The sequence below is a fragment of the Anabaena sp. TISTR 8404 genome (assembly GCF_056847745.1).
In genome coordinates, this window is sequence record NZ_CP180578.1 from 5082573 (window position 1) to 5107471 (window position 24899).

Below are 24899 nucleotides of genomic sequence, written 5' to 3' on the forward strand. Positions count from 1 at the left end.
GCCGTCACTTATCACAAAACTCATAACCTATTAGATGATGTGATTAAAACTATACAATCATTTAACAAACCTTAAACCGACATTACTATAATATTTAATATTGGTGTGAGTTGAGTTGTGTATCTATATTAGTAAGCGATGTCTACTTTATCTAGTGTTTCAGAACGGCAGTCCCAAGCTACTTTGGTCAGTGAATTGAACAAGTCTTACTATCAAGCCGATCAGCAAGCAAAGTTTAAAAATCTGGAAGCAGAGGTAGATTCTTTGTTACAGCAATTGCAAAACTTGAAAGAGCAAAGGTTGGCTACTACTCATCCAGAAGAGGAATAAATTCAGTTTTACCAAGGCATCTGGATTGATTTTAATCTGACAACGAATATTTCGGGCATTCTCAACCAGGAAACTTAGAGATTGCCCATAGCTTAGTATTGCGATCTTGCTTATGATAAATCTACCACTATCAAAAACAAATAGGTAGATATTACTGATTTTCTGCTTTTGTTCCGCAATTTCCTGTGTGAATGTGCGATGAAAAGCTGTTTGAGCGTTTAAATGCTCAAACAGCTTCACGAGGCAATTTCACAATTTACAGCAGATTGCAGGTGAACGAGGTACAAGTTTTCACCAAAAAGCCTGTAACACAAGACCTTCAAGCCTGTTACCTGTCCCCTGCTATATTTCTAGAATCGGAAAGTTGTCCGCACAACACCAACATAGATGGTGTCGTTGTTACTGTTATGTTCAGGGTTGAAAAGAACAATAAACCCTGGTGTGATTGAAATATTGCTATTCACTTGATAACGATACAAAGCTTCTAGATGGTAGGAAGTATCGCTATCTTCACGACGCGCACTGGTAGCGGTAAGAGTTTGGGGGCCGTAATCATTGCTTGTAACTTTTGGTGGCTGACCAAAGATAATTCCACCAACATTACCTTTTTTACCCAAATCGGGAAATCCTAAAGTGATAGCCCAGTTCCAAATATCTGCTTTATCGCCTCTATTAACTGTATTCGTTACGGGATTTCTACCAGAATTGCTTTCGGCGATCGCCTGTGTATAACCCACCCAACCAGATAAGATAAATTTATCACTCAACTTGTAACTACTTTGAATACCGTAATGATTAGCTGATGTGGCAATTGGGTTGGCATTTGTACCAAAAGGATTATTCGCAAATGTACTTCCTTCCGAACCAGAGACATTCACATCACCAGTTGCAATTCCATTACCATCAACCGCACTAAAGTATGAGTGGGCGTAAGTCAAAGCCAGAGTAAAGTTTTTATTTGGTTGAAATGCTACTTGTCCTAATGCGCCATAACTGCCATCAAACAAACCTCTACCATCAAAAGGATTTTCAGCATTTCTAGCTATGTAACCCCCTGATAAAGTGATAGCATCACTCAGCTTAAAGATAGCACTGATACCAGAACCTCTACCAACCGCCAGTCCAGAGTTACTAGCACGATAAATCGGTGCAAAACGACCAAACCGAGAAATGGCACCAGTTGTTGCAGCCGAGAACAGTGGGTTAACTGTATTGAAATTATCAAAAAACGAACCGCCAATTGCGTCAACAGTCACATTCAACTTATCGCCTATCGGGAAGTTATAGAATAACTTCGCAACTCCAACACTGTTATCTGGTTCAAGAGTTGTATCCCAACCCAAGCGAGTCATATTTGTACCAGAGACTTGATTTGTCCCGTTAAAAGCCAGAGTATTATTTGCTCTCAATATCACACGCAAACGGTCTTGACCATAAAAACTGGAATCAAGTATCAGTCGCACCCGGTCAGCAAAGATAGTGTTATCTTCCACGTCGCGACCACCAGCATTATTATAGGCTGTGGCTTCTCTGGCTGCTCTATTTCCACCTGGCGTATTATTGATAGTTCGCCACGCATCAGAAGTTAAAGCTTTTTCATCACCATACACACCACCGAAGGTGAAAATCACATCACCTGATAATTTGGTTGTGGTGGAAAATTGATTGGCTTCTAGTTCAGCGGTGCGTGCTTCTAATGGGTCAATTCTGCCTCGCAACTCTGTTACACCATCGGCAAATTCTTGTTGTAATTTTTGTAAGGTTTCTAAGTCTTCTTTTTTAACAGCGTCAGCGGTACTTGTGGCGATTAGTTCATTAATTCTTTCCAAGCAAGCATTTAACCCAGCAGCAAATTCATAGCGCGTCATGGCACGATTACCCCGATATGTACCATTGGGATAACCTGCAATACACCCATATCTCTCAACTAAAGATTGTAGAGCTTGGAATGCCCAGTCTGTTGGTTGGACATCTGATAGTTGCGATACGGATGTTACTTGATTCATAGTATCGGAATTGTCAGCTTCTTTGGTTAATTCCAATACAGTAGTTTGATGGGGTTCAGTTTCTGTTTGAGCCACAAAAGTATCTTGTAATTGTGGTGAAACTAACTTGATACTTTCTGCTTGTAATTCATCTGGAGATTGAATTACAGAATTTGCTAACGCCTTTTGAGTCGTAACGACACTAGCAAGTAACAGTATTGGACTTATCCATACTGCGCTGCGGAAAACACTATTCATGCGCCTCACACCTGACTTAAAATTAGACCAATAAGTTGGTAAAAGTATATACTAAACCAAAAAAGTTGGTAAAGTTAGTTTATCATGGGTTAAGGGCAGTTTAAAAGTTTGCTTAATGAAGTTGTGTGGAAATGTTAACAATTAATAATAGTTACCGCAAAAAATGCAAGTTGCTAAACTAAATCTCGTTAGTTAGCCATTGTGTAGCCATACTTATTAAATATTTGCTTTACTTGAGGTTGAAATAGAAATTGCACAAACAACTTAGCAGCATTTTGATTTTTACTATTTTTCAAAACAGCAACTGGATAGATAACAGGAGAATGTGAATTTTCTGGAGCTATAGCCACAATTTTAACTTGCTGTGATTGTTTGGCATTTGTATCATGAACAATACCAACATCAACATTGCCTGAAGCAACAAAGTTAAGAATTTCTAAGCCACTTCTGGCATAAACGAGTTTTGGCTGAACTTGCTTTAATATTCCAAAATATCTCATAACTTCTTGGGCATAGACACCAAGCGGAACACTTCGGGGTTCGCCTATAGCTATCTTCTGCACAGTAGACTTAGGTAAATCTTGAAAGCCAGAGATAGCTAAATGGTTTTTAGGCGTAATTAAGACAATTTGGCTTTTCACTAAATTAAGACGAGTATTTGCTAGTAATAAATCCTGCTTTTGTAGTTGGTTCATATTTTTATTGGAAGCAGAAATGAAGATATCAATATTTGCACCTTGCTCAATTTGTCGTGCTAAAACACCAGAAGCAGCAAAGTTATAATTAATGTTAATTAATGGTTGTTTTTGCTGGTAAATTTGTTTAATTTCCTCCATAACTGATTTCAACCCTGCACCAGCTGAGACAGTCAAAGTTATTGGTGTTGCCTGTTGGGCTTTAGTTGGTAGATTTACACAAAAAAGTATTGATAAGACTAAAAGCAAGATGAATGCAAATTGCGATCGCTGCTTTTGAAGTAAACCTTGATGAATCCTTGAGTGCGTATGATTACGGTTGTACATAATTAATTTATACATTTAAACAAAATACTTATCCTGTAGCTTCCTGAGAAGACAACTATGTGCTTGAATTAGCACTCGTTGTTTAGGTAAGTATACAGATTATCTTACAGTTAAATTACCAACTTTATTGGTTTATACCAATTTAAATGGTAAAAATATCCTGACACGGGATGAATATAAAAATATGGTTAAAAAACGGTGATCAACTCAATATCGCTAAATTTTAAAGATAGTAGGTGCTATATTTAATCTGTTAAGAATACCGAACCAGGGAGCAATCTAAAATGCAAGTTAGTGCGCGTAACGCTTTAAAAGGAACAGTTAAAAAAGTTGAAGTTGGTAGTGTCAATACTGAAGTCACCGTAGAAATTGCCAATGGCGTAGAAGTAACAGCAATTATTACAAAATCATCTGCGGAAAATCTGAAACTCGCTGAAGGTAAGCAGGTTTATGCCATTGTAAAAGCTACTGATGTGATGATTGCTATTGATTAATTAATTTACATCAGTTTTTAAATAGAGCAAATAAAGGGCAGTTAATCTGCCCTTTATTATGTGTAATTCTCAACTAAATCAAGTCATATATGAAAGCAGGCGATTGCATCTAAAAAAACATCCATCTCTAGAATTAATCTAGAAGTTTTTTTAGGTGAAATTATGAGAATTACCTTTCATATTTAGTTGATAAAATCCATAATAAATCTAACCATAATTGCGGGTGAGTGTGTTTAAGTTGAGACATAGGGTCTCGTACTAAGTTGGTAGCATTTAAGCACACAACTTCCATCAGTCCTAAATACTGTGCTACTTCTCGCAGTAAGTTTTTTTGCGTGAGAACTGCACTCATCAGCTTGTCTGGACAATAAATAGTTACATATCGTTTGTGAAAATAACTCGGATGCAGATATCGGAATTGGGGGTTATTGACTTTCACATAACAGTGGCGAATTACTTCCCATGCACTAGGATGAGTGTGTTCGACAATAGTTGCAAATTGCTGTGCCAAATCTTCTTCGGTAATCATACTTGCTTGCCTCTAAAATCTTGCAGGAAGGGATATTGAATAGTTAAAGGTGCGATCGCTTGATCCCTGTCACAATATTGGTTGGTATATACTTCACTAGCGAGATTACCTGCCTAAACAGCATCAAAGCCGAAACTCAACTCAAAAACTGTATCAAATACAGCTATTTACCAACTTAAATGGTATAAACAAAAAAGATAAAAGCAAAATTTCCGAAAAATTTTATCTCAGATTCAAAACCTGAAAAGCTGATTTGATCAGCGTTCTGGCTTCCAAATTTCTTAACATTACGCAGGGAAAATCAACTTGGCGCAAAAATTTTTGATTTTTTGGCAAGAAAACTAGCAAGACGTATGTTATTCTTTCTGTAGAGGGAATCGAAAGCGCAAAACAAAAAACAAAGTAAATCTTTTGCAAGCACCGATACAGGTAAATCCGCTCCGGCTTAGTTACAGTTGAGAAAAAAGGAAGCCAATGAAGCAGGATAGCGACCTCCGCAATAACTTGAAGTCAATTAGAACCCGCTTAGGGATGAGCCAGCAAGATTTAGCTAATATTGCTGGGGTAACTCGTCAAACTATTAGTGGTGTAGAGTCAGGGCAATATGCTCCTTCTGTAGCCATCACCCTAAAACTAGCGAAAGCACTTGGCTGTCAAGTAGAGGATCTATTCTGGTTAGAGCAAGATTTACCGGAAATTGAAGCAACTCTCGCTAAACCTGTCACAATTAATCAACCTCTGCGCGTTAGCCTAGCGAGAGTCGGCGGACAATGGATAGCTTACCCATTAGTGGGAAAAGACGCATTCCGTCAAGATATGACACCTGCTGATGGGGAAGCGGCAAAGCAAGTTGGTGCAGATAAAGTCAAAGTCAGGCTTTTAGATGACAATCTCGAAGTACTGCACAATACAGTAGTAATTGCTGGTTGTTCGCCTGTAATCTCGCTCTGGGCAAGGGCTACCGAACGCTGGCATCCGCAGTTGCGAGTCCATTTTACCTTTGCCAACAGCATGGCTGCATTGCACAGTTTATGCAGAGGTGAAGCCCACATTGCTGGGATGCACCTGTATGATCCCAAAACAGGTGAACATAATGTTCCGTTTGTGCGAGAAGTTTTAGCCGACAAGTCAGCAGTTGTGATTACCCTTGGTTTATGGGAAGAAGGATTATTAGTATCATCTGGTAATCCCAAAGGCTGGGAAACATTATCTGATTTAGTCAAGGCCAAAGCAACGATTATTAATCGAGAACCTGGTGCTGGTAGTCGGATGTTGTTAGAACGCAAACTGCAAGAAGCGCAGATATCATTTGATGCTGTCAAAGGATTTGACCAAATCGTTACCAGCCATCAAGATGTTGCCCAAGCTGTGGCGTTAGGTTTAGCTGACGCAGGTATTAGCACCGCATCCATCGCTGCAACCTTCGGGTTAGGATTTATCCCATTACATCAATCACGCTACGACTTAGTAATTCTCAAGGAATATCTCGAAGAAGCACCCATACAACAATTGCTGAGTACCTTGGGACATCGCGTGGTTCACTCACAGTTAGAAGTTCTCGGTGGCTACGACATTAGCAGAATTGGGGAAGTAGTAGCAACTGTTTGAAAAGTATGAAGTATGAAATGAATATACTTCCACAGTAACCTTGTCAACGATTTATTGTGAGTGCTTCATTGTCACCATACTTTACTAGGAAGTAAAGTAAAACTTCACACTTCAGACTTTAGATTTTTCACTTCATTGAATATGTATTTGATTTTAACGGTTGTGGGCGTAGAGCGATCGCCTCCAACGACGTTCTACATCGTGCGAACTCTTCACATCGCAGACCCAAACAAATTCACACACTACTAGGAGACTACATCATCATGTCCGACGAAAACATTAGACAGATAGCTTTCTACGGTAAAGGTGGTATTGGTAAATCTACCACCTCTCAAAACACCCTCGCTGCAATGGCAGAAATGGGTAAGCGAATTTTGATTGTGGGATGCGACCCCAAAGCTGACTCCACTCGTCTGATCCTCCACTGTAAAGCCCAAACCACAGTGCTACACCTCGCCGCCGAAAAAGGCGCAGTCGAAGACCTCGAACTAGAAGAAGTAGTTATCAATGGTTTTCGTGATATCCGATGCGTGGAGTCTGGTGGCCCTGAACCCGGTGTAGGTTGCGCGGGACGTGGTATTATCACCGCCATCAACTTCCTCGAAGAAAACGGCGCTTATCAAGACCTAGATTTCGTCTCCTACGACGTATTAGGTGACGTTGTATGTGGTGGTTTCGCCATGCCTATTCGTGAGGGCAAAGCGCAAGAAATATACATCGTTACCTCTGGTGAAATGATGGCGATGTTTGCGGCTAACAACATCTCTCGCGGTATTCTCAAATATGCCCACTCTGGCGGTGTGCGCTTAGGTGGCTTGATTTGTAACAGCCGCAAAACAGACCGCGAATGGGACTTAATTAGTGAATTAGCTAGAAGAATTAGCACTCAAATGATTCACTTCGTACCTCGTGACAACATCGTTCAACACGCCGAATTACGTCGGATGACAGTTAACGAGTACGCACCCGATAGTAACCAAGCTAATGAATACCGCACACTCGCTACAAAGATTATCAACAACGACTTTATGGCTGTTCCAACTCCTTTAGAGATGGATGAGTTAGAAGACTTGTTGATTGAGTTCGGTATTCTGGAAAGCGATGAACAAGTGCAGAAACTTACCGCCACAGCACAAGCGCAAGACGAAAAGGAAAAGCGCCAAGAAGATGCTGAAGGTGAAGCACTAGAAGCAATCAAAAAAGGTAACGTTGAGGTTGTTTCTGGTAGCGATAAGTAAAGCTTGTTAGTTACAAGCATTGGGTGGGCATGATAGCCCACTCTATCTAACGAAATTTGGAGGTACTCTCATAGCTGATTTATTGTTTTGGATGTTTTCGCTTTACCGCTTTTAACCGCAACTTTTTCGATTTTTTAATGCGGAGTTAGTATTTTCTTTAGACTGTTTTCCTTCTCTACTATTTGGTTGGTTGTCTATTTTCCGAGGGGATGGGAATGTCCTATTTCCCATTCCTTTTTTTATCTCGCGCAAAGGCGCAAAGAAGAGTTTCTGAGATTAAATCCAGAAGTATCATTACTAATCACGAGCCATGAAAGTTAATCAAGAAAACACTAACAGACATTCTCATAATTCAATGTCAGACAATGAAGATAGATTTGGTACACAAGTTCCTTCAGCGTTAGAAGCTCATGAAGATTGTGCTTTTGATGGGGCAATGTTGACTCTTATCTCTATTGTTGATGCTGCACATTTAATTCACGGGCCAAGTGGTTGTATCAGCAATTCTTGGAAAAATAACAGCACTTTGTCATCAGATTCTAGGCTGCATAAAGTTCGCTTTACAACGGATATGGAGGAAAGCGATATCATTTTTGGTGCTGCGAAAAAATTACAACAAGCTATTGTGCAGTTGGCTAGACGTTATCAACCTAGTGCTGTATTTGTTTATTCTACTTGTGTTTCAGCTTTGATTGGTGATGATATTCATGGAGCTTGTAAAGAAGCTTATGAACAAACAGAAATACCGATTATTCCTGTTGATTCTCCTGGTTTTTCTGGGAGAAAAAACTTAGGTGTTCGTCTAGCGGGTGAAACTTTAATAGAACAGGTAATTGGTACAGCAGAACCTGAGTTTACGACACCTTACGACATCAATGTTATTAGTGAATATAATATGGCGGAGGCAGTTAATAGCATAATACCTCTGCTCGAAAAACTAGGTATTAGAGTATTAGCTAAAATTGCTGGTGATAGTCATTACAAAGAAATTTGTTATGCCCATCGTGCTAAGTTGAATGTGTTAATTTATTCTAAGGTAATGTTCAAGTTTGCCAAAAAAATGCAGGAGAAGTTTGATATACCATATATTGAAGCATCACTGTATGGTGTAGATGATATAACTGAGATTTTGCAAAATATTGCGGCACAATTAGGTGATCATGAGCTACAAGAACGTACCAAAAAGTTAATTGATGAAGAAGTTAATGATCTAGTAGAAAAGCTAATTTTTTATAAACTAAAACTTCAAGATAAAACGGTAATAGTTGATATTAGTGATTTCCATGCTTGGGGCATAATTTCCACTGCAAATAGTTTAGGAATGAAAGTGATTCCTATCAGTCAGGGAAAATTGAATCAAGCGGATAAAAATAGGCTACAACAATGCCTGAATAAAGATGATGTAGTTTTGGTAAATGAGAACCTGGAAGAGATGATTCAGATAATCAATGAATATCAAGTGGATGCAATTATAGCTGATGAGCATCTACAATCTCTCGCCATCAAAGCCAAAGTCCCTTTCCTGAATATCAATAGCGAACTTTATGCAGGCTACGCCGGGGTTTTAGCAGCAGCACAAGACTTGTATGCAAATATCTATAGTCCTGTTTGGCAACAGGTAAACAAGTCTGCACCTTGGGAATAATTTTCTCACGCAGAGAGAGAATAAGGAGTTTCGTTAATTCACACTCATCAATCAATTTCTAGCAAACTGAAATATGGCAATTGTTAGTGTTACGAGTACATCAGTTACAGTCAACCCCCTGAAACAAAGTCAAGCTATTGGTGCAACTTTGGCATTTTTAGGCTTAAAGGGAATGCTGCCTTTATTACATGGTTCTCCTGGTTGCAGTGCTTTTACTAAATGTCCTCTAGCACAGCATTTACGGGAGGCAATTCCCCTTTCTAGTACGGCGATGACTGAAGTTTCGACAATTATGGGTGGTGAGGACAAGGTTGAACAGGCAATTTTACAGATGGTGCAGAGATATCAGCCGGAAATTCTCGGTTTATGTACTACGGGGTTAACGGAAACTAAAGGTGATGATTTGCGGCGTTTGACTAAAGATATGCGCCAGCGTTATCCAGAATTGCAAGATTTACCAATTGTCTTGGTTTCTACGCCAGATTTTAAAGGGACTTTGCAAGATGGTTTTGCGGCAACTGTGGAAAGTATAGTTAAGGAAATTCCGCAAGACACTGGCGGCTGTCATCTTGGACAAGTTGTGGTATTGGCGAGTTCTGCGTTTACACCCGCAGATATCGAACAGGTAAAAGAAATGATAGCGGCTTTTGGCTTGCAGGCGATCGCTATCCCTGACCTTTCTGGTTTATTAGATAGTGAGTGGAATCATGACTACAGAGGTATCACAGCCAGTGGTACGACTTTGGCACAGTTACAACAAGTTGGTCATTCTGTCTTTACTTTGGCTTTGGGTGAAAGTATGCGCGGTGCAGCCAAAATTTTAGAACAACGCTTTAGCATACCTTACGAAGTCTTTAGCGAACTAACAGGATTAGATGCTACGGATAGATTTTTACAAGTTTTAGCAGATATTAGCGGTCAACCTGTACCAGAAAAATACCGCCGCCAACGCCGTCAACTCCAAGATTTGATGCTGCATACTCATACTTACTTTAGTGGGAAGCGCGTTTCTGTGGCACTGGAACCTGATTTACTCTGGTCAATCATTGCTTTTTTACAATCAATGGGAGTGCAAATTCACACCGCAGTGACTACACGTTCTCCTGTGCTGGAAAAACTGGCAATTCCTTGTGTGACTATCGGTGATTTAGAAGATTTTGAACAGATGGCGGTTGGTTCTGACTTGTTAATAGCTAATTCCTACGCGGCGGTAATTTCTCAACGTCTCAATATTCCTCTCTACCATCAAGGAATCCCAATTTTCGACCGCTTAGGCAATGCTTTATCTACTAAAGTTGGCTACCAAGGTACTAAGCAGCTATTGTTGGATATCGCTAATTTATTTTTTAGGTATTAATCATCTTATGTTGTCAATTACCAAAATATTACCAACCTAATTGGTAAAAAGATGCAATTGATACAAACTTGATCGCCGATTTCCGCTTTGATGCTGATTAGGGAAACTATACCAACCAAGATTAGTAAGTAAGGTGAAAACATGGCATAGACTCAAAATCAAGTCTTTGAGTCTTAATCATCCTATCAAGTTAAGTAGAACAATAGCCAAAGCAACTAGCTTGGCTAAAAAATTGCGTCCTGACTGGGATTTGACATCATCAGTTGCGGTAGAGTCTTTACTAACATGGTTTGAAGTTATCGGCTACACCGTAGAACTAGAAGCAGATATTGCTGCTGGGAGACACCCAAAAGAACGCAATAATTTGACTGAAGTCATTTTAAGCGATCGCCTGCATCATGCGTTGCAGCGAATTAATCCGCAAATCTCATCAGCCGCACTTCAAGAAACTATCCGACAGTTGACTGCTCTACCAAATAATAACCTAATTGAAAATAATCTTTATTTCCACAAATTATTAACTCAAGGAATTGATATTACATACATAATTAATCATCAAATAATTATCGAAAAAGTATGGCTCATAGATTCCTCTAATTTGCTGAACAATGATTGGTTAGTAATTCATCCATTTACTATTGTTGCTGATCATCATACTTATCAGTTGGATGCACTTATTTTTATTAATGGTTTACCTTTGGCTGTGCTATGGAATCAACCAAGCTATAAAACAGTTACCTTGAAAAAAGCTCAAGAGTGTTTGCAAAAATATATTCAAAATATTCCAACATTATTTTTTTATAATGCTTTTTTATTAATTGTTTATGGCAATCAAGCAAGTATTGGGACATTAACTTGTACCTCGAAAGAGTTTTTACCTTGGCACACAATAGATGGTGAAGACTTTCCACATCCACAAGAAACAGAAATAGATGTGCTAATCCAAGGCATCTTTGACAAGCGACGCTTTTTAGAATTAATCAAACATTCTATAGTGTTTGAACACAATGGAATCAGTCTCAGCAAAAAATTACTTCATTATCCTTTTTGTACTGTGCAATAGGTTTGTCAGTTACAAGCAAATCAAAATTTATATCACAATATCTGCTGTATATACACAGCAAATAGCATCTTACTTTTTAATAAAAATTGATTTTGTTATCACTTACTTACCAACCATATTGATAAATACCAATTTAATTGGTAAAATAAACCGTATATATACTTAGTTTTTTCAAAAAGTGTAAGTCAGAAAAACATTGATGATTTGCTATTAGTCTTGCAAAAACTGTGTTATTTCTTCTGACCAATTTGATAAAAAACTAGGTTAACTTCGTGAGCATAACCTTTATAAATTATGGTGGCAATAGCAACATTATTCCAAAAACATCTGATTATTAATATTGGGATGGGACTAGCTGCTTTATTGATTGCTACACCCGCAACAGCCTCTGTATTAACTTACCAAGGTGATACAACAAATCAGCCGACTTGGCTGCGTACTGCACCAGGAACTCCCCCTATTAGAGTTAGTGGTTCAGACGCTGGGCCTGGGATGAGACCGCCTTATAATGCTTTTGAGTTTGTTGTAGAAGAATCAGGTTTGTATACCTTTGCAAGTACTGTACCTGGAGCTACTTTACCTACTAATGGAGCCTGGGATAATTTTTTGGTTTTATATCAAAATAGTTTTAATCCTACTGATCAATTGAATAATGCTTTAGTATCGATTAATGCTCCTAATAACGGGACTTTTGCTTTTAACCAACAATTAAACACGGGACAAAACTACTTTTTAGTCACAACTGGTCGTCAGTCAACTGATTTTGGTGCTTTTACTAACACTATTAGTGGTTCCGGTAAAATTACAAAAGTTCCTGAACCAGCATTAACACTTGGTATGCTAACAGCTAGTGGTATTGCTCTAATTTTGTATAAAGGCAAGCGTATTAGAATAACTGGCAGTTAGTTGTAACTTTTTGATTGCCAATTCCGATGCAGGTGCGATCAGTACTATGCAGCTTTTATTGGATATTGGCAACTTATTTTTGAGTGATTCTGGCTGTGGTGGTTAGCTTGGAGACTTTGCCGACTCATGATTCAGCCGTTTTAGCAAGTCTTGAATATCTGCAATGGTAGCTTTAGTTATTTTTGGCTGTTTTTTTAGCCAGGAAGTAGTGCTTTCTTCTCCTTGTTGAACTGCTATGATTAATGCTGCCCAGGATAGCACTTCTGGTTGTTGGGGATTAACTTCTAATGCTGCTGCTACACGGTTCCACAACTTGCCTTTGTCTGCTTTTAAGAGGATAGAAATTTCTTGTACATTTTGGGATGATGCTTTAAATACTTTTAAAGCTTTGCCCCAACGTCCATCAATCAACTCTGCTAAAACTTGTTCACTTGGACTAGCCCAAGTTTTTTCAGCTTGCGCTTGGGTGATTTCAGCATGTAAGCGAATTAAATCGATTTGGGCTTGTGCTGTTGCTGGTAAACCGTTTTTGCGTTGTTTTTGAAGAGATTTTAAAGATTCTAAAGCTGGTGTCCACAAACCGCTACGGGCAATGGATAAAGCATTTTGGTAAGCTGTATCTTTGATAGCTGGTGGTTTCAGCGAAATTTTATCTAGCTGAATTGGGTTGAGGTACAACTTAGTAGGTTTAACTTGGTAAATGCGTAACTGCGGTTCCAAGCCTACTGTTTGATCAATAATTAATTCTTTAACATCGTTACCAGTAACTTGCTGCCATTTCGGTAACTGACCGTTAGAAGTCTTCCAAGACAGAAGTTGTAGTACGTTAGTTCGTTCTGGATTGTAGTACAAAATTTGACCATAGGCGATCGCATTATTAGCTTGTTTATATTGCCCTTGCAAATTAAACCAAACTCCTGATGCAGGTGTTTCATCTTCAAAACGCTTCACTTCTGTGAAAGGTAACAGAGGGTTAGTCTCATCATTTTCTGCTGTACCTTCAACAAAAGATTTTTCTAACCCAGTGATTGATAGTTGCGTGGCTAGACGATAGTATTTTTCTGGTTGTGATTGAAACTCTGAGTCTTTTGCTAGTTGATAAATCCGCAGTGCTACTAGTTCTTGACAATTAGACTGACAATTGGCGCGTTGCTGAAAAACTGGCAACAAAATTGAATTCTTGTCTTGATCTAATGCTAGAGTCGCCCCGGATGTTTGTTTTTGTTCGCGCAAGCTGGCTTGAATTTCTGGTATGGTGTGGGGATGTTCGCTGTAACCGAAGGGAATTTGCGCCCATTCTGGTAAATATTTATTCAGCCAAACTATTTTTTCGGGATTGAAGATAAACAGCACACTAATCCAAGCAAACACAAAAATTAACCCAGCAGTACTAAATAAAATAGCGATCGCTAGTGTTGATGGCAACAAACCTCCCTTTTGTGGCGTTTTGTCTTCTATATCGGTGGAAGTTTGATTGCGTCTAAAAAATTTTAGCGATAGTTTGCGCGAGTGTTGTGCCATATTGCTTCTTGGTCAATCTAGGATTTTTGGTGAGGCTGTCTTACTTTTATACTCGCGTTTTCTCTTATTGCCTAGAATAATTTTCGTCTAATCTAGTATAAACTCGGTAAAATTTCTCATGCCGAACCTGATAATTTTGCTTACACTCTTACTTCAGTGTTGTGTGTAGAGTGTAAGAACTTGAAAGCTAAAGTGATTCGCTACAATTATTTAAAAGTCTTGATAATCGTATCTTTGATGATTGCGGGATTACATAACGGATCACAAACAGCATCCGCTCAAGATTATACAAATACAGAAAAAGAACCAAGTCTAAATTTAGACAATAGCAATCACCCTATATTTTCTATCGCTTCTCCAGAACATGGTGTAACAGAAAATACTGAGCCGATGGCACAAGTCACATCGGTGTCGCAACTCAATGATGTCCAACCTAGAGATTGGGCTTTTGAGGCTTTGCAATCTTTAGTAGAACGCTATAACTGCATTGCCGGCTATCCTAATAATTTATTTCGTGGCGATCGCGCTGTCACGAGGTATGAGTTTGCCGCCGGGATGAACGCTTGCTTAGACAGAATTAACCAAATTATCGCAGCCGCAGCACCCAGCACTGAACTAGTAACTCGCGCAGATTTAGATACTATCCAACGTCTACAAACAGAATTTAGCAGCGAATTGGTAACTTTGCGGGGACGAGTAGATAGCTTAGAAGCACGCAACGCGGAAATTCAAGCCAACCAATTTTCTGCCACAACTAAACTTAACGGACTGTTAATTGCTGGTATTCAAGGACGAACTGCCAATCGTGGTGATGTTAATCCCAGAGATGGGGTAAAAGATACAGATGATAATGGGACAAACATTAACGTCATCACCTTTTCTTACCTAAGTTTAACTAGTCAGTTAACGCCCCGTAGTTATTTATTTACAGGGTTTGTAGCTGCTGATGGTAGCACAAAGCCTAGACTTAGCAATGAGTTTGGTCTGAGTTACGAATATCCCACAGATAAAAAATTAATTATCACGGACTTGAATTATCGCTGGTTAGTCACTGACAAATTAGCGGTTATGGTAGGAACAGAAGGCGTAAATATGACCAACGCTTTCCGCGGCCCCGTTCGAGTCGAAAGTGCAGCGACAGGCCCTTTATCTTGGTTAGCCCAAAGAAACCCGATTTTAGATATCGGTTTTGGTCACGGTGGAATTGCCGTAGATTGGCAATTTGCTAAACGCGCCAGTGTCCAAGCTTTGTATACTAGTTACACTCCAGGGAATCCTAGTCAACGCAATGGTTTGTTTGATGGGACTACGACTACAGCTGTGCAATTGCTATTAACACCGACTGATGCTGTTGACTTGAGTTTGTACTACGTCAATAATTATGCTTCAGATGGTTGTTTGCTAACCTTTGTTGGCGATGAATGTTTAACTGCGACCAATAACAGTAAGTCAGCACCCTTACAAACTAATGCTTATGGTGGTACTGTCAGCTGGCAAATTTCGCCCCGCGTCACTTTAGGTGCATGGGGTGGTTATACTAAATCGTTTATTCCTGGGCGATCGGGTAATGTTGAAACGACAAATTACATGGTATTTTTAAATTTCCCCGATTTATTTGCTGAAGGGAACTTAGGTGGTATTTACGTTGGACAACCACCAAAAATTACTAGTAGTACTTTACCTGTAGGTAATAATGTCCCTGATTTTATCAATACAGGCTTAGGACGTGCGGGCGGACAGCCAGGAACAACCACCCAAATCGAAGCTTTTTATCGTTTCAGGGTGACAGATAACATCAGCATTACGCCAGGGATAATTCATATTTTGGAACCTGGGCATACACCAGACAGTGACTCGATTACTATTGGAGTTATTCGCAGTACGTTTCTGTTTTAGCTAAAGTTGCATCTTCAGTGTTACTAACATACAAAAATCCGCAACGAGAGTTTTTGCAAGGTACGTCCGTTTGCCGTTACCTCTGTATTTGTCACATCCTAAAGTGAAATGGTATGGCAATCCCATTTGATTGACAAACTACTCGTGGAGACAGGGAACAGGAAACAGATTTGTTTGCATCTCATTTAGGATGGCTGTATTACAGGATTTTAGAGAATAGGTCTAAGTTGTTGAGTCAGATAATGGGAATTGAACAGTAAACCGTATTTAATTTGATAAACTGATTGACCAGTCTGATCAGCCAAATTTTTGAGATGAAGCCAGACTAAAAGAGCGTCAGCAATATAAAGTATTGTCTATATAATTTAAAGTTTTCAAACATAATTAAACTTATTTAAATCAATATTTTTGTCTGATGAATTGGTGTCCAATTATTTTAATATCCACAAAAAGAAAAAAGGTTTGGCTCACCACCAAACCTGACTATAAATCCAGTGCATAACAACATCCCGCATTTATTTACTCATGAATTTTGTTTCCAAGCATCTTCCTATAGGATGTATCCAAAACTTATAAAAACTGATATTACTTCAACAAGGTATTATTAATTACCTCAATATAAAATCATTTGCATAAATTATTTTAAAATTCAAAACTGCTGATATAATTCGCAGATTCTTGACATCTGTAGATGGCATTAATGGCTTGATTGACAAATATCAGCAAAATAAAAGACGGGTTTTCACCCGTCGAAATAGCTTGAAAGTGGCGATACACCTTGGATTCTAGAAAAATAATACAAATTAAACTTAATAGATTGTCAAGAAGACCAATGATTTAAGCACAGCTACAGTAATTCATCTCCTAGTTAGTGTTTTAAGCATAGTCATTCTTGTAATGAAAATCAATTTAGCACAATCATTTTTTAATTAACTGCCAAAATGCCAAAATATTCCATACAAAATTGATAGTTTAAATTGCTTTATAAGTCTCATTAGGCAAAACATCTGATAAATTTCTGCTAAAAATTCAGGTCTTTTGAATGCAAATTACCTAAATAAGTTGAAGTAATAAAATTTACTAAAATTTTTCAGCATTTTATTGGCACAAAATTACTAGCAATTCCATCATGATCTAAGATTGTTGGGTATTCTCTAATTTACGATCGCCACCCTTACCGATGATTGAAGTTGAACATCTTAGTAAAACTTACGGTTCTACCCCAGCGATTACAGATGTGACTTTTCGGGTTGAACCAGGGGAAATTTTAGGGTTCTTAGGGCCTAATGGTGCTGGTAAAACCACAACCATGAGAATTTTAGCAGGTTATTTGCCAGCAACTAGCGGTACTGCTAAAATCTCTGGGTTTGATGTCCATGAAAATTCTTTGGCTGTACGTCAACGCATTGGTTATTTACCAGAAACACCACCGTTATATCCAGAGATGACGGTAGAAGGATTTTTGCATTTTGTCGCCAGAATTAAAGGAGTCCCAGCCGGAGATCGCGTTGCGAAAGTCCAAGCTGCGATCGCACGTTGTAACTTACAAGATAAGCAACGGGTAATTATTCGCAAACTTTCTAAAGGATATCGCCAACGGGTGGGTATTGCTCAGGCGATCGTTCACGACCCACCAGCCATCATCCTCGATGAACCAACCGTCGGACTTGACCCCCGACAAATCATCGAAGTGCGGAATCTGATCAAAAGTCTAGCGGGGACGCACACGATCATTTTGTCTACGCACATTTTGCCAGAAGTGAGCATGACTTGTACTCGCGTCGCCATCATTAATCGCGGCAAAGTTGTAGCTACTAATACTCCCGAAAACTTGATGACACAGTTGACTGGCGGTTCAGGATATGAAGTAGAAATTGAGGGCGAAGCTAACCTAGCAAAACAGGTATTGCAAAATGTGGCGGGTGTGAGTCTGGTAGAATCAATTCCTGGTCATCATCTTACCCATGCAATAGACGGACGCGCTTATTTGCGAGTGATTTCTCAACCGGGAAAAGAACTAGGAAAAGAAATCGCCGCCACCTTAATCCGGGCTGGATTTGGGTTACAAGAAATGCGCCGTGTCAGCGCTACCTTAGAAGATGTGTTTTTGCAACTGACCACAGAAGAAAAGCATTTTGAACCTGAAGCAGCCAACGAAGGAGAAGCAGCATAAATGGGTATAGTACTGGCGAATATTATTGCCATTTATCGCCGAGAGTTACAGAGTTATTTTGTCTCGCCATTAGCTTATGCGATCGCAGGTGTGTTTTGGTTCATCGCCGGATTATTTTTCGTGTCAATTTTGTTTGGCCCCGATGGAATTTTGCCAGCCGTTGCAGCCATAGACTTACAAGGTCAACAACTAGGTGTACCAGTACCCTTAATTGATGTTCCTTACGAATTTATCCGCGCATATTTAGACCGGATGGGTTGGCTATTGCTATTTATTTTGCCAATTCTGTCAATGGGACTTTACGCCGAAGAACGCAAGCGCGGCACATTAGAGTTGTTAGCGACCTCACCTTTAACTAACTGGGCAGTAGCCGTCGGGAAATTATTAGGTGTAGTGACATTCTTTATTACAATGGTCGCACCCATGTTGATATTTGAAGCGATCGCCATTGGTGCTTCCAACCCTCCCATGTCACCAGCAATTCCTCTACTTGGTCATTTTGGCTTAATCTTGCTGGCAGCCGCAATTTTATCTTTGGGAATGTTTGTTTCCTCTTTAACAGACAGCACTATTCTCTCCGCAGTTCTTACCTTTGCGTTGGTTTTGTTGCTGTTATTTGTTGATTTACTTGCCAAAAGTATTGGTGGCCCTATCGGCGAAGCTGTAGGACATTTATCTTTACTCAAACATTACAACACCTTCATTCAAGGAATTTTCGACACCAGCGCCTTAATTTTATTTGCTAGTTACATTTTTTTAGGTATCTTTCTCACAGCACAATCAATTGATGCCTTACGTTTTCAGCGGCAATAGTTTGTTAGTCAAGAGTCCAAAGTCAAGAGCAAAGAAGCATTGACCATCGACCATTGACTATCGACCATTGACCATTGACCATTGACAAAATATGAAAAAAATCACAAAAAAGCAACCTTGGAAATATTTGTTTTGGCTGGGGCCGTTTCTATTCATGGTCGGCTTCACAGCTGGGTTAGTGTCTGGTAGCTGGGGACTCTTACCCCTAGCATTTATGATTCCAGGAATAGCCATTATTGTATATTGGATAATTTGGCAAAGCCAGCAAAGCCGTTGGTGGAATAGACGTTCTACACAAGCTGGGACGAATGCTTTCATTGCCACTTTGGCTGTTTTGGTAATTCTAGGGTTAATTAACTTTTTGAGTGTTCGCTATCAACTACGCCAAGATTTTACCGAAACTCAATTATTTACCCTTGCACCCCAATCTCAAGAATTAGTCCGCCGTCTGCCACAACCAGTCAAAATTTGGATATTTGATGTTACGCAAAATCCCCAAGACCGACAATTACTAGAAAATTATCAACGGCAAAGTTCTAAGTTTCAATTTGAGTATGTTGACCCCCAAACTAGGCCAGGAATAGCAGAGAAGTTTGGGGTGAAAGAATATGGAGAAGTTTATTTAGAATCTGGAAATAAACGCCAATTAGTGCAATCTTTAAACGTTAATGAACGTTTATCAGAAATTAGATTAACTAGCCGACTGCAACAACTGGTTGGTTCCACATCTGTCAAAGCCTATTTCCTTCAAGGCCACGGCGAACATCCTCTTACAGGTGGCGAAGGTGGTATTTCCCAAGCTGTACAAGGACTAACCGACAAAGGTTACACAGTTGAACCGCTAAATTTAACTGACAAACCTCAAGTTCCTGAAGATGCTGCGGTTGTAGTGGTAGCAGGTGCTAAACGCGGTTTGTTTGATGCTGAGGTGAAAGCTTTACAAAGTTATCTCAATGGTGGCGGTAACTTGCTACTCATGATTGATCCTGATACTGACCCCAAACTCGGCAGCTTATTACAAGAGTGGGGTGTTCGTCTCGATAATCGTTTAGCAGTTGATGTCTCCGGCGCAGGTGTAGGACTTGGCCCCGCCGCACCTATAGTCACAGACTACGGACAACACCCAATTACCCAAGATTTTCGTAATGGTATTTCTTTTTATCGCTTGGCTAGACCGATAGAAACTACCTCCGTTGCTGGTGTCCAGTCCACTCCCCTACTAAGAACCAAACCCTATCCCAATAGCTGGGCTGAAAGTGACCTGCAAAGCGAAAAATTAGAATTCAATCCTGACAAAGACTTCAAAGGGCCACTAACTTTAGGTGTGGCGTTAACAAGAAAACTGCCAACTACATCTAACCCTGTTCCCACTCCGACAGTTGCAACAACTCCCTCACCATTACCTTCCCCAACAACCCAAGGTCAAGCAACTCCTACTCCGACAGTTACAACAACTCCCTCACCGTTACCTTCCCCAACAACCCAAGGTCAAGCAACTCCTACCCCGACAGCTGCAACAACTCCCTCACCGTTACCTTCCCCAACAACCCAAGGCCAAGCAACTCCCATTCCTGCAACCCAAGAGAAATCTGAACAGACTCCTAAAGAATCACGTTTAGTAGTCTTCGGAAATTCAGATTTTGCTACCGATGGACTGTTTCAACAGCAACTCAATGGTGATGTATTTCTCAACTCTGTAACTTGGCTGAGTCAACAAGATCAGCAACCTCTTTCCATTCGTCCGAAAGAACCGAAAAACCGTCGGATTAATTTATCCACATCACAAGCTAACGTTTTAACATTATCATCTCTGTTGTTTTTGCCTCTGTTTGGCTTCTTAACAGCAGCTTTCATCTGGTGGCGAAGACGGTAAGAAGAAGTATGAAGTATGAAGTATGAAGTATGAAGTATGAAGTGTGAAGTGTGAAGTGTGAAGTGTGAAGTGTGAAGTGTGAAGTGTGAAATTTCAACCTTTTGACTATTGACTAATGACTATTCCAAAAACAACTTTAATTTTGGTATTGTTGGCGCTGGGTTTGGGTGGTTTCGTGTATTTTCATGAAATTAGAGGTAAAACTCAGCAAGAAGAAGTCAAGGCGAAACAGCAGCAAGTATTTGCTTTTGCAGAAGATGATGTGCAGTCTTTGACAGTGAAAACAAAAACTTACACTTTGATGTTGGAACGCAACCCTCAAGGTAGCAATCCCAAGTGGTTGCTAAAATCTCCAACCTCAGAGCCAGCAAATGATGCTATTGTTTCTTATCTAATGGATTTGTTGGTTAAGGGTAAGAGCGATCGCACTTTATCAATTCCTGCTAACCAACTCACAGAATTTGGTTTAGCTCAACCAAATGCCACAATTGATATTAAACTGAAAAATCAGAAAACCCATCAGTTAATTTTAGGCAAATCTGATTTTAATAATCGTTTTGTGTATGCTCAAACTGACTCAGCTATACAACCAAACGGCAATATCAATGTATTATTGGTATCTACCGATTTTGCCAATGCTGTCAATCGTGAGATATCAGAATGGAAACAACCTCTTGATAACAGTAAATCAACACCTTTACCAAGTAATCTTCCTCTACCAACTCCATAGAATAAGTATGAAGCGTGAAGTGTAAATTTTAAAGTGTGAATAGCTGAAAATAAAATTTATTTAATTACGAATTATCCTATCCTATGCCCAATCTAACTGCAACCTTGCTCATTTCTTGCCCTGATCAACGAGGACTAGTTGCAAAAATTGCTAACTTTATTTATGCCAATGGTGGCAATATTATTCATGCAGATCAGCACACGGATTTTTCGGCTGGATTATTTCTTACCCGCATAGAATGGCAGTTAGATGGATTTAATTTACCTAAAGATTTGATTGCTCCGGCATTTAATGCGATCGCTCAACCTTTAGGTGCTAAATGGGAACTACATTTTTCTGACACTGTACCACGCATAGCAATTTGGGTCAGCCGCCAAGACCACTGTCTCTACGATTTAATTTGGCGACACCGTGCTAAAGAATTTGCCGCAGAAATTCCTTTAATTATTAGCAACCATCCTCATCTAAAAGCAGTAGCAGACCAATTTGGAATTGATTTTCATCACATCCCAATTACTAAAGAAAATAAATCAGAACAAGAAGCTAAACAAATAGAATTATTACGTCAATATAATATTGATTTGGTTGTGTTAGCCAAATATATGCAAATTCTCAGTGCTGATTTTATTAATCAATTTCCGCAAATTATTAATATTCATCACTCATTTTTACCAGCATTTGTCGGCGCAAATCCATATCACAGAGCTTTTGAAAGAGGCGTAAAAATTATTGGTGCAACTTCTCATTATGTCACTACAGATTTAGATGCAGGGCCAATTATTGAACAAGATGTAGTAAGAGTCAGCCACCGCGATGAAGTCGAAGATTTAGTGAGAAAAGGTAAAGATTTGGAGCGAATAGTATTAGCAAGGGCGGTACGGTTACACTTACAAAACCGCGTGTTAGTTTATGGTAATCGCACCGTCGTTTTTGAGTAATAGATGTCCAATTTGAAAAAGTGTGAATTAAAAAATCATCTTTATTCCCTACTCTCTACTCCCTAATTCCCAAGCCCTACCTTGACAAAATTCATCTACCCAAGAAGCTAAACTACGGGCATTGGTGCTAGGAAATAATTGAATTTTCTTGGGTGGTTGTTGTGGTTGTAACTTTTCTGATGATTTGCCATTAAGAAAAATTTCTGGAGTGACGGTTACTGATGGTAAAGTTTTCGCTTGAGTTGCTACTGCTGTTTGGCGAGAAGCTACAACGGTTCTGGGCATTAATTTGTTATGGCTGGGAACTTCCAACGCTAATGCGATAGTTTTGCCGTTGCTGGGAACTGTCGCAGTCAGGGCTAAAGATGATGTGGGTTTGTTTTGGCGTAATGTACCAAAGGTTGGTATTTTGCCATTGGTAGTAACTGTAAAGGCTGGTAAAGGTTTGTGTGCCTGTGGTAAAGCCGAGGCGATTTTTTTAGTATATTTTGTTGTAGCTGGAGACTGAGGAATAATATAGTTGGCAGTGACGAGCGATCGCACAGGTTTTTCCTCAAGAGATTTTTGCTGGGCAAACTTATGCTGAGACTGGTTTACAGCCGAAGTATCATCTGAATTTGTCAACCGTAACTCTTCATCGGGGTTGAAGTTCAGCCCTAAAGCTGTAACTATGGCATCAGGATTATTATTCAGATCCATCATAAAAGCCAGCATCTGCTCGAACTCTGGTTCTAGAACAGATAAAGTCGCCAAAATAAAGCCAGATGATGGTCGTCGCAGGCCATTATAATTTCCCCAAACTCGCATTTTCACTAGCCAGTGACGATTTTGTTTATAGTAACTCAGCCACTTCATTTTCAATGATTGACGTAGCTGCTGAATATTCATCGGATGCCTCACTTGAGTCAACAATAGTGCAGACCTGGTTGTTTTGAATCAGAAGAACTCAGAAGCCAGAATTCAGAATCATGATTATGCTTGTTTAATCTGGATTTATGAAATGTGTATCGCTATTTCAAGGCGAAGTCAAAACAAAAGTTTTGTGCTTTTAATACACTCCATCATTTATCTGAGGAGTAATTCTGAATTCTGACTTATTTATTCTGAATTTATCCCTGGGGATGAAACCGATAATAAAGCATTTGCTTGACTCTTTCACCACATAATAAATGCTGTTCTACCAATAGAGGTATTTCATTCGGCTGAACACCGCTATACCAAACCATCTCAGGCAGAACAAGCACCATCGGCCCATTACCACATTGTCCCAAACAACCACTGGCTGTTACAGTCACATCGGGAACCGGCAAATTTGCCAAAGCCTCTAAAACCTTAGCTGTACCTTGCTTCTTACAAGCACGATTTTGGCACACTCGCACACACCTCTGGGTAGATACTTGGTCACTGGTTGCTGAGTTTGATGGTTGAGTTGTGTTTGTCATTTGTCCTTAGTCAATAGTCAATAGTCAATGGTCAATTAACTATTGACTATTGACCATTAACTAATTTACTGATAACCCTTTAGAAGCAAGCCAATCACGGTTAAATATTCGTGATTGATAGCGAGAACCACTATCACAAAGGATAGTGACAATCGTATGTCCTGGGCCTAATTGCTTTGCCAAAGCAACAGCCGCCGCCACATTAATACCTGTCGAGCCACCCATAAATAGACCATCTTTCCGTAGCAATTGGTAAACGACGCGCAAAGCTTCTGTGTCATCTATCTGGATGGCATCATCAGCAGGTACGCCTTCCATATTTGCTGTGATTCGACTGTTACCAATGCCTTCAGTAATAGAATTACCTTCTAGATGAATTTCACCAGTTTTGATATAGCTATAAAGTCCACTACCTAGAGGATCGGCAACAACACATTTAATCGCCGGATTTTTTTCTTTTAGGTACAACGCCACACCAGCAAAGGTTCCACCTGTACCAGTTGCCGCTACCCATCCGTCTATCTTACCATCTGTTTGTGTCCAAATTTCTGGGCCTGTAGTTTCGTAGTGAGCGCGGCGATTAGCTAAATTATCAAACTGATTTGCCCAAATGGCATTTTCTAACTCAGCAGCGACTCTACCAGATAACTTGACGTAGTTATTTGGATCTTTATAAGGAACAGCAGGGACAGGACGGACTTCGGCCCCTAGTGCTGTCAGTGCATCGATTTTTTCTTGGGACTGGGTATTAGGAATGATGATGAGGCATTTGTAGCCTTTAGCGTTGCAAATATGTGCCAGTCCAATACCAGTGTTACCTGCGGTTCCTTCCACCACAGTACCACCAGGTTTGAGTAACCCTTTTTCTTCCGCATCTTGGATAATATACAGTGCGGCTCGGTCTTTGACAGAACCACCAGGGTTGAGATACTCCGCTTTAGCCAGGATTTCGCATCCTGTTTCTTCACTAAAACTGTTTAAGCGAATCAGGGGTGTATTACCTACTGCGCCAATGAAACCGTTTTTGATGTCCATTTTCAATCTGCTCTAATTCTTGCCTATAAAAATTTTGGCTTAT

21 protein-coding genes are annotated in these 24899 nt (G+C 39.7%); 14 read left to right on the forward strand and 7 right to left on the reverse strand.

Annotated features, from left to right (window positions below):
* Positions 1–138: 138 nt before the first annotated feature.
* Positions 139–330 (forward strand): hypothetical protein, encoded by a 192-nt coding sequence (locus tag ACMX3D_RS22035; protein ID WP_482747952.1) that lies wholly within the window; start codon positions 139–141, stop codon positions 328–330.
* A 350-nt stretch (positions 331–680) separates the two neighbouring features.
* Here ACMX3D_RS22035 and ACMX3D_RS22040 read toward each other — a convergent pair whose 3' ends face one another.
* Together ACMX3D_RS22040 and modA are read right to left on the reverse strand one after the other, a co-directional pair.
* The gene (locus tag ACMX3D_RS22040) at positions 681–2573 is read right to left on the reverse strand and encodes an iron uptake porin (RefSeq protein WP_482747953.1); all 1893 of its coding nucleotides are present in this window, start codon (positions 2571–2573) and stop codon (positions 681–683) included.
* 188 nt (positions 2574–2761) lie between these two features.
* Complete coding sequence (modA, locus tag ACMX3D_RS22045) at positions 2762–3595, reverse strand: molybdate ABC transporter substrate-binding protein (RefSeq protein ID WP_482747954.1); 834 nt, start codon at positions 3593–3595, stop codon at positions 2762–2764.
* 284 nt (positions 3596–3879) lie between these two features.
* Here modA and ACMX3D_RS22050 point away from each other — a divergent pair, with 284 nt between their 5' ends.
* Positions 3880–4089 carry a TOBE domain-containing protein gene (locus ACMX3D_RS22050; protein ID WP_482747955.1) on the forward strand — a complete coding sequence of 70 codons (210 nt, stop codon included), beginning with the start codon at positions 3880–3882 and terminating at the stop codon, positions 4087–4089.
* A 169-nt stretch (positions 4090–4258) separates the two neighbouring features.
* Here the strand turns inward: ACMX3D_RS22050 and ACMX3D_RS22055 are convergent, their stop codons facing one another.
* Complete coding sequence (locus ACMX3D_RS22055) at positions 4259–4618, reverse strand: hypothetical protein (protein WP_482747956.1); 360 nt, start codon at positions 4616–4618, stop codon at positions 4259–4261.
* A 474-nt stretch (positions 4619–5092) separates the two neighbouring features.
* Between ACMX3D_RS22055 and ACMX3D_RS22060 the strand changes: the two genes are divergently transcribed.
* From ACMX3D_RS22060 to ACMX3D_RS22085, 6 genes are all read left to right on the forward strand, one after another.
* Positions 5093–6226, forward strand: coding sequence for a substrate-binding domain-containing protein (locus ACMX3D_RS22060; RefSeq protein ID WP_482747957.1), 1134 nt, complete (start codon positions 5093–5095; stop codon positions 6224–6226).
* A 263-nt stretch (positions 6227–6489) separates the two neighbouring features.
* On the forward strand, positions 6490–7464 hold the full coding sequence (gene nifH / locus ACMX3D_RS22065; protein WP_482747958.1) for a nitrogenase iron protein: 975 nt from the start codon (positions 6490–6492) through the stop codon (positions 7462–7464).
* Positions 7465–7819: 355 nt separating this feature from the next.
* Complete coding sequence (locus ACMX3D_RS22070) at positions 7820–9109, forward strand: nitrogenase component 1 (protein ID WP_482747959.1); 1290 nt, start codon at positions 7820–7822, stop codon at positions 9107–9109.
* Positions 9110–9182: 73 nt separating this feature from the next.
* The gene (gene nifN, locus ACMX3D_RS22075; protein ID WP_482747960.1) at positions 9183–10466 is read left to right on the forward strand and encodes a nitrogenase iron-molybdenum cofactor biosynthesis protein NifN; all 1284 of its coding nucleotides are present in this window, start codon (positions 9183–9185) and stop codon (positions 10464–10466) included.
* A 133-nt stretch (positions 10467–10599) separates the two neighbouring features.
* Positions 10600–11529, forward strand: coding sequence for a type I restriction endonuclease (locus ACMX3D_RS22080; protein WP_482747961.1), 930 nt, complete (start codon positions 10600–10602; stop codon positions 11527–11529).
* Between the two features lie 294 nt (positions 11530–11823).
* Positions 11824–12435 carry a PEP-CTERM sorting domain-containing protein gene (locus ACMX3D_RS22085; RefSeq protein WP_482747962.1) on the forward strand — a complete coding sequence of 204 codons (612 nt, stop codon included), beginning with the start codon at positions 11824–11826 and terminating at the stop codon, positions 12433–12435.
* Between the two features lie 102 nt (positions 12436–12537).
* Here ACMX3D_RS22085 and ACMX3D_RS22090 read toward each other — a convergent pair whose 3' ends face one another.
* The gene (locus tag ACMX3D_RS22090; protein WP_482747963.1) at positions 12538–13956 is read right to left on the reverse strand and encodes a hypothetical protein; all 1419 of its coding nucleotides are present in this window, start codon (positions 13954–13956) and stop codon (positions 12538–12540) included.
* Between the two features lie 237 nt (positions 13957–14193).
* Between ACMX3D_RS22090 and ACMX3D_RS22095 the strand changes: the two genes are divergently transcribed.
* From ACMX3D_RS22095 to purU, 6 genes are all read left to right on the forward strand, one after another.
* Positions 14194–15852: an iron uptake porin gene (locus ACMX3D_RS22095; RefSeq protein WP_482752400.1), complete on the forward strand. Its 1659-nt coding sequence runs from the start codon at positions 14194–14196 to the stop codon at positions 15850–15852.
* Positions 15853–17032: 1180 nt separating this feature from the next.
* Positions 17033–18025, forward strand: a complete 993-nt coding sequence (locus tag ACMX3D_RS22100; RefSeq protein ID WP_482747964.1) for an ABC transporter ATP-binding protein — start codon at positions 17033–17035, stop codon at positions 18023–18025.
* Positions 18026–18838, forward strand: coding sequence for an ABC transporter permease (locus ACMX3D_RS22105; protein ID WP_482747965.1), 813 nt, complete (start codon positions 18026–18028; stop codon positions 18836–18838). It begins immediately after the preceding gene.
* A gap of 91 nt (positions 18839–18929) precedes the next feature.
* The gene (locus ACMX3D_RS22110; protein ID WP_482747966.1) at positions 18930–20711 is read left to right on the forward strand and encodes a GldG family protein; all 1782 of its coding nucleotides are present in this window, start codon (positions 18930–18932) and stop codon (positions 20709–20711) included.
* Between the two features lie 115 nt (positions 20712–20826).
* Positions 20827–21441, forward strand: a complete 615-nt coding sequence (locus tag ACMX3D_RS22115) for a DUF4340 domain-containing protein (protein WP_482747967.1) — start codon at positions 20827–20829, stop codon at positions 21439–21441.
* Positions 21442–21524: 83 nt separating this feature from the next.
* Positions 21525–22379 carry a formyltetrahydrofolate deformylase gene (gene purU / locus ACMX3D_RS22120; RefSeq protein WP_482747968.1) on the forward strand — a complete coding sequence of 285 codons (855 nt, stop codon included), beginning with the start codon at positions 21525–21527 and terminating at the stop codon, positions 22377–22379.
* A gap of 48 nt (positions 22380–22427) precedes the next feature.
* Here the strand turns inward: purU and ACMX3D_RS22125 are convergent, their stop codons facing one another.
* The 3 genes from ACMX3D_RS22125 to ACMX3D_RS22135 all read right to left on the reverse strand — a co-directional run bounded on the left by ACMX3D_RS22125 (position 22428) and on the right by ACMX3D_RS22135 (position 24856).
* A complete protein-coding gene (locus ACMX3D_RS22125; protein WP_482747969.1) occupies positions 22428–23267 on the reverse strand; it encodes a DUF5331 domain-containing protein in 840 nt (279 codons plus the stop codon).
* Between the two features lie 221 nt (positions 23268–23488).
* Positions 23489–23821, reverse strand: coding sequence for a (2Fe-2S) ferredoxin domain-containing protein (locus ACMX3D_RS22130; RefSeq protein ID WP_482747970.1), 333 nt, complete (start codon positions 23819–23821; stop codon positions 23489–23491).
* Between the two features lie 60 nt (positions 23822–23881).
* A complete protein-coding gene (locus tag ACMX3D_RS22135) occupies positions 23882–24856 on the reverse strand; it encodes a cysteine synthase A (RefSeq protein WP_482747971.1) in 975 nt (324 codons plus the stop codon).
* Between the last annotated feature and the right edge of the window lie 43 nt (positions 24857–24899).

Excerpts from the sequence above, each read along its gene's own strand:
- ACMX3D_RS22035 (WP_482747952.1), top strand. The coding sequence starts at position 139 with ATGTCTACTTTATCTAGTGTTTCAGAACGGCAGTCCCAAGCTACTTTG.
- ACMX3D_RS22040 (WP_482747953.1), bottom strand. The coding sequence starts at position 2,573 with ATGAATAGTGTTTTCCGCAGCGCAGTATGGATAAGTCCAATACTGTTA.
- modA (WP_482747954.1), bottom strand. The coding sequence starts at position 3,595 with ATGTACAACCGTAATCATACGCACTCAAGGATTCATCAAGGTTTACTT.
- ACMX3D_RS22050 (WP_482747955.1), top strand. The coding sequence starts at position 3,880 with ATGCAAGTTAGTGCGCGTAACGCTTTAAAAGGAACAGTTAAAAAAGTT.
- ACMX3D_RS22055 (WP_482747956.1), bottom strand. The coding sequence starts at position 4,618 with ATGATTACCGAAGAAGATTTGGCACAGCAATTTGCAACTATTGTCGAA.
- ACMX3D_RS22060 (WP_482747957.1), top strand. The coding sequence starts at position 5,093 with ATGAAGCAGGATAGCGACCTCCGCAATAACTTGAAGTCAATTAGAACC.
- nifH (WP_482747958.1), top strand. The coding sequence starts at position 6,490 with ATGTCCGACGAAAACATTAGACAGATAGCTTTCTACGGTAAAGGTGGT.
- ACMX3D_RS22070 (WP_482747959.1), top strand. The coding sequence starts at position 7,820 with ATGTCAGACAATGAAGATAGATTTGGTACACAAGTTCCTTCAGCGTTA.
- nifN (WP_482747960.1), top strand. The coding sequence starts at position 9,183 with ATGGCAATTGTTAGTGTTACGAGTACATCAGTTACAGTCAACCCCCTG.
- ACMX3D_RS22085 (WP_482747962.1), top strand. The coding sequence starts at position 11,824 with ATGGTGGCAATAGCAACATTATTCCAAAAACATCTGATTATTAATATT.
- ACMX3D_RS22090 (WP_482747963.1), bottom strand. The coding sequence starts at position 13,956 with ATGGCACAACACTCGCGCAAACTATCGCTAAAATTTTTTAGACGCAAT.
- ACMX3D_RS22095 (WP_482752400.1), top strand. The coding sequence starts at position 14,194 with ATGATTGCGGGATTACATAACGGATCACAAACAGCATCCGCTCAAGAT.
- ACMX3D_RS22100 (WP_482747964.1), top strand. The coding sequence starts at position 17,033 with ATGATTGAAGTTGAACATCTTAGTAAAACTTACGGTTCTACCCCAGCG.
- ACMX3D_RS22105 (WP_482747965.1), top strand. The coding sequence starts at position 18,026 with ATGGGTATAGTACTGGCGAATATTATTGCCATTTATCGCCGAGAGTTA.
- ACMX3D_RS22110 (WP_482747966.1), top strand. The coding sequence starts at position 18,930 with ATGAAAAAAATCACAAAAAAGCAACCTTGGAAATATTTGTTTTGGCTG.
- ACMX3D_RS22115 (WP_482747967.1), top strand. The coding sequence starts at position 20,827 with ATGACTATTCCAAAAACAACTTTAATTTTGGTATTGTTGGCGCTGGGT.
- purU (WP_482747968.1), top strand. The coding sequence starts at position 21,525 with ATGCCCAATCTAACTGCAACCTTGCTCATTTCTTGCCCTGATCAACGA.
- ACMX3D_RS22125 (WP_482747969.1), bottom strand. The coding sequence starts at position 23,267 with ATGAATATTCAGCAGCTACGTCAATCATTGAAAATGAAGTGGCTGAGT.
- ACMX3D_RS22130 (WP_482747970.1), bottom strand. The coding sequence starts at position 23,821 with ATGACAAACACAACTCAACCATCAAACTCAGCAACCAGTGACCAAGTA.
- ACMX3D_RS22135 (WP_482747971.1), bottom strand. The coding sequence starts at position 24,856 with ATGGACATCAAAAACGGTTTCATTGGCGCAGTAGGTAATACACCCCTG.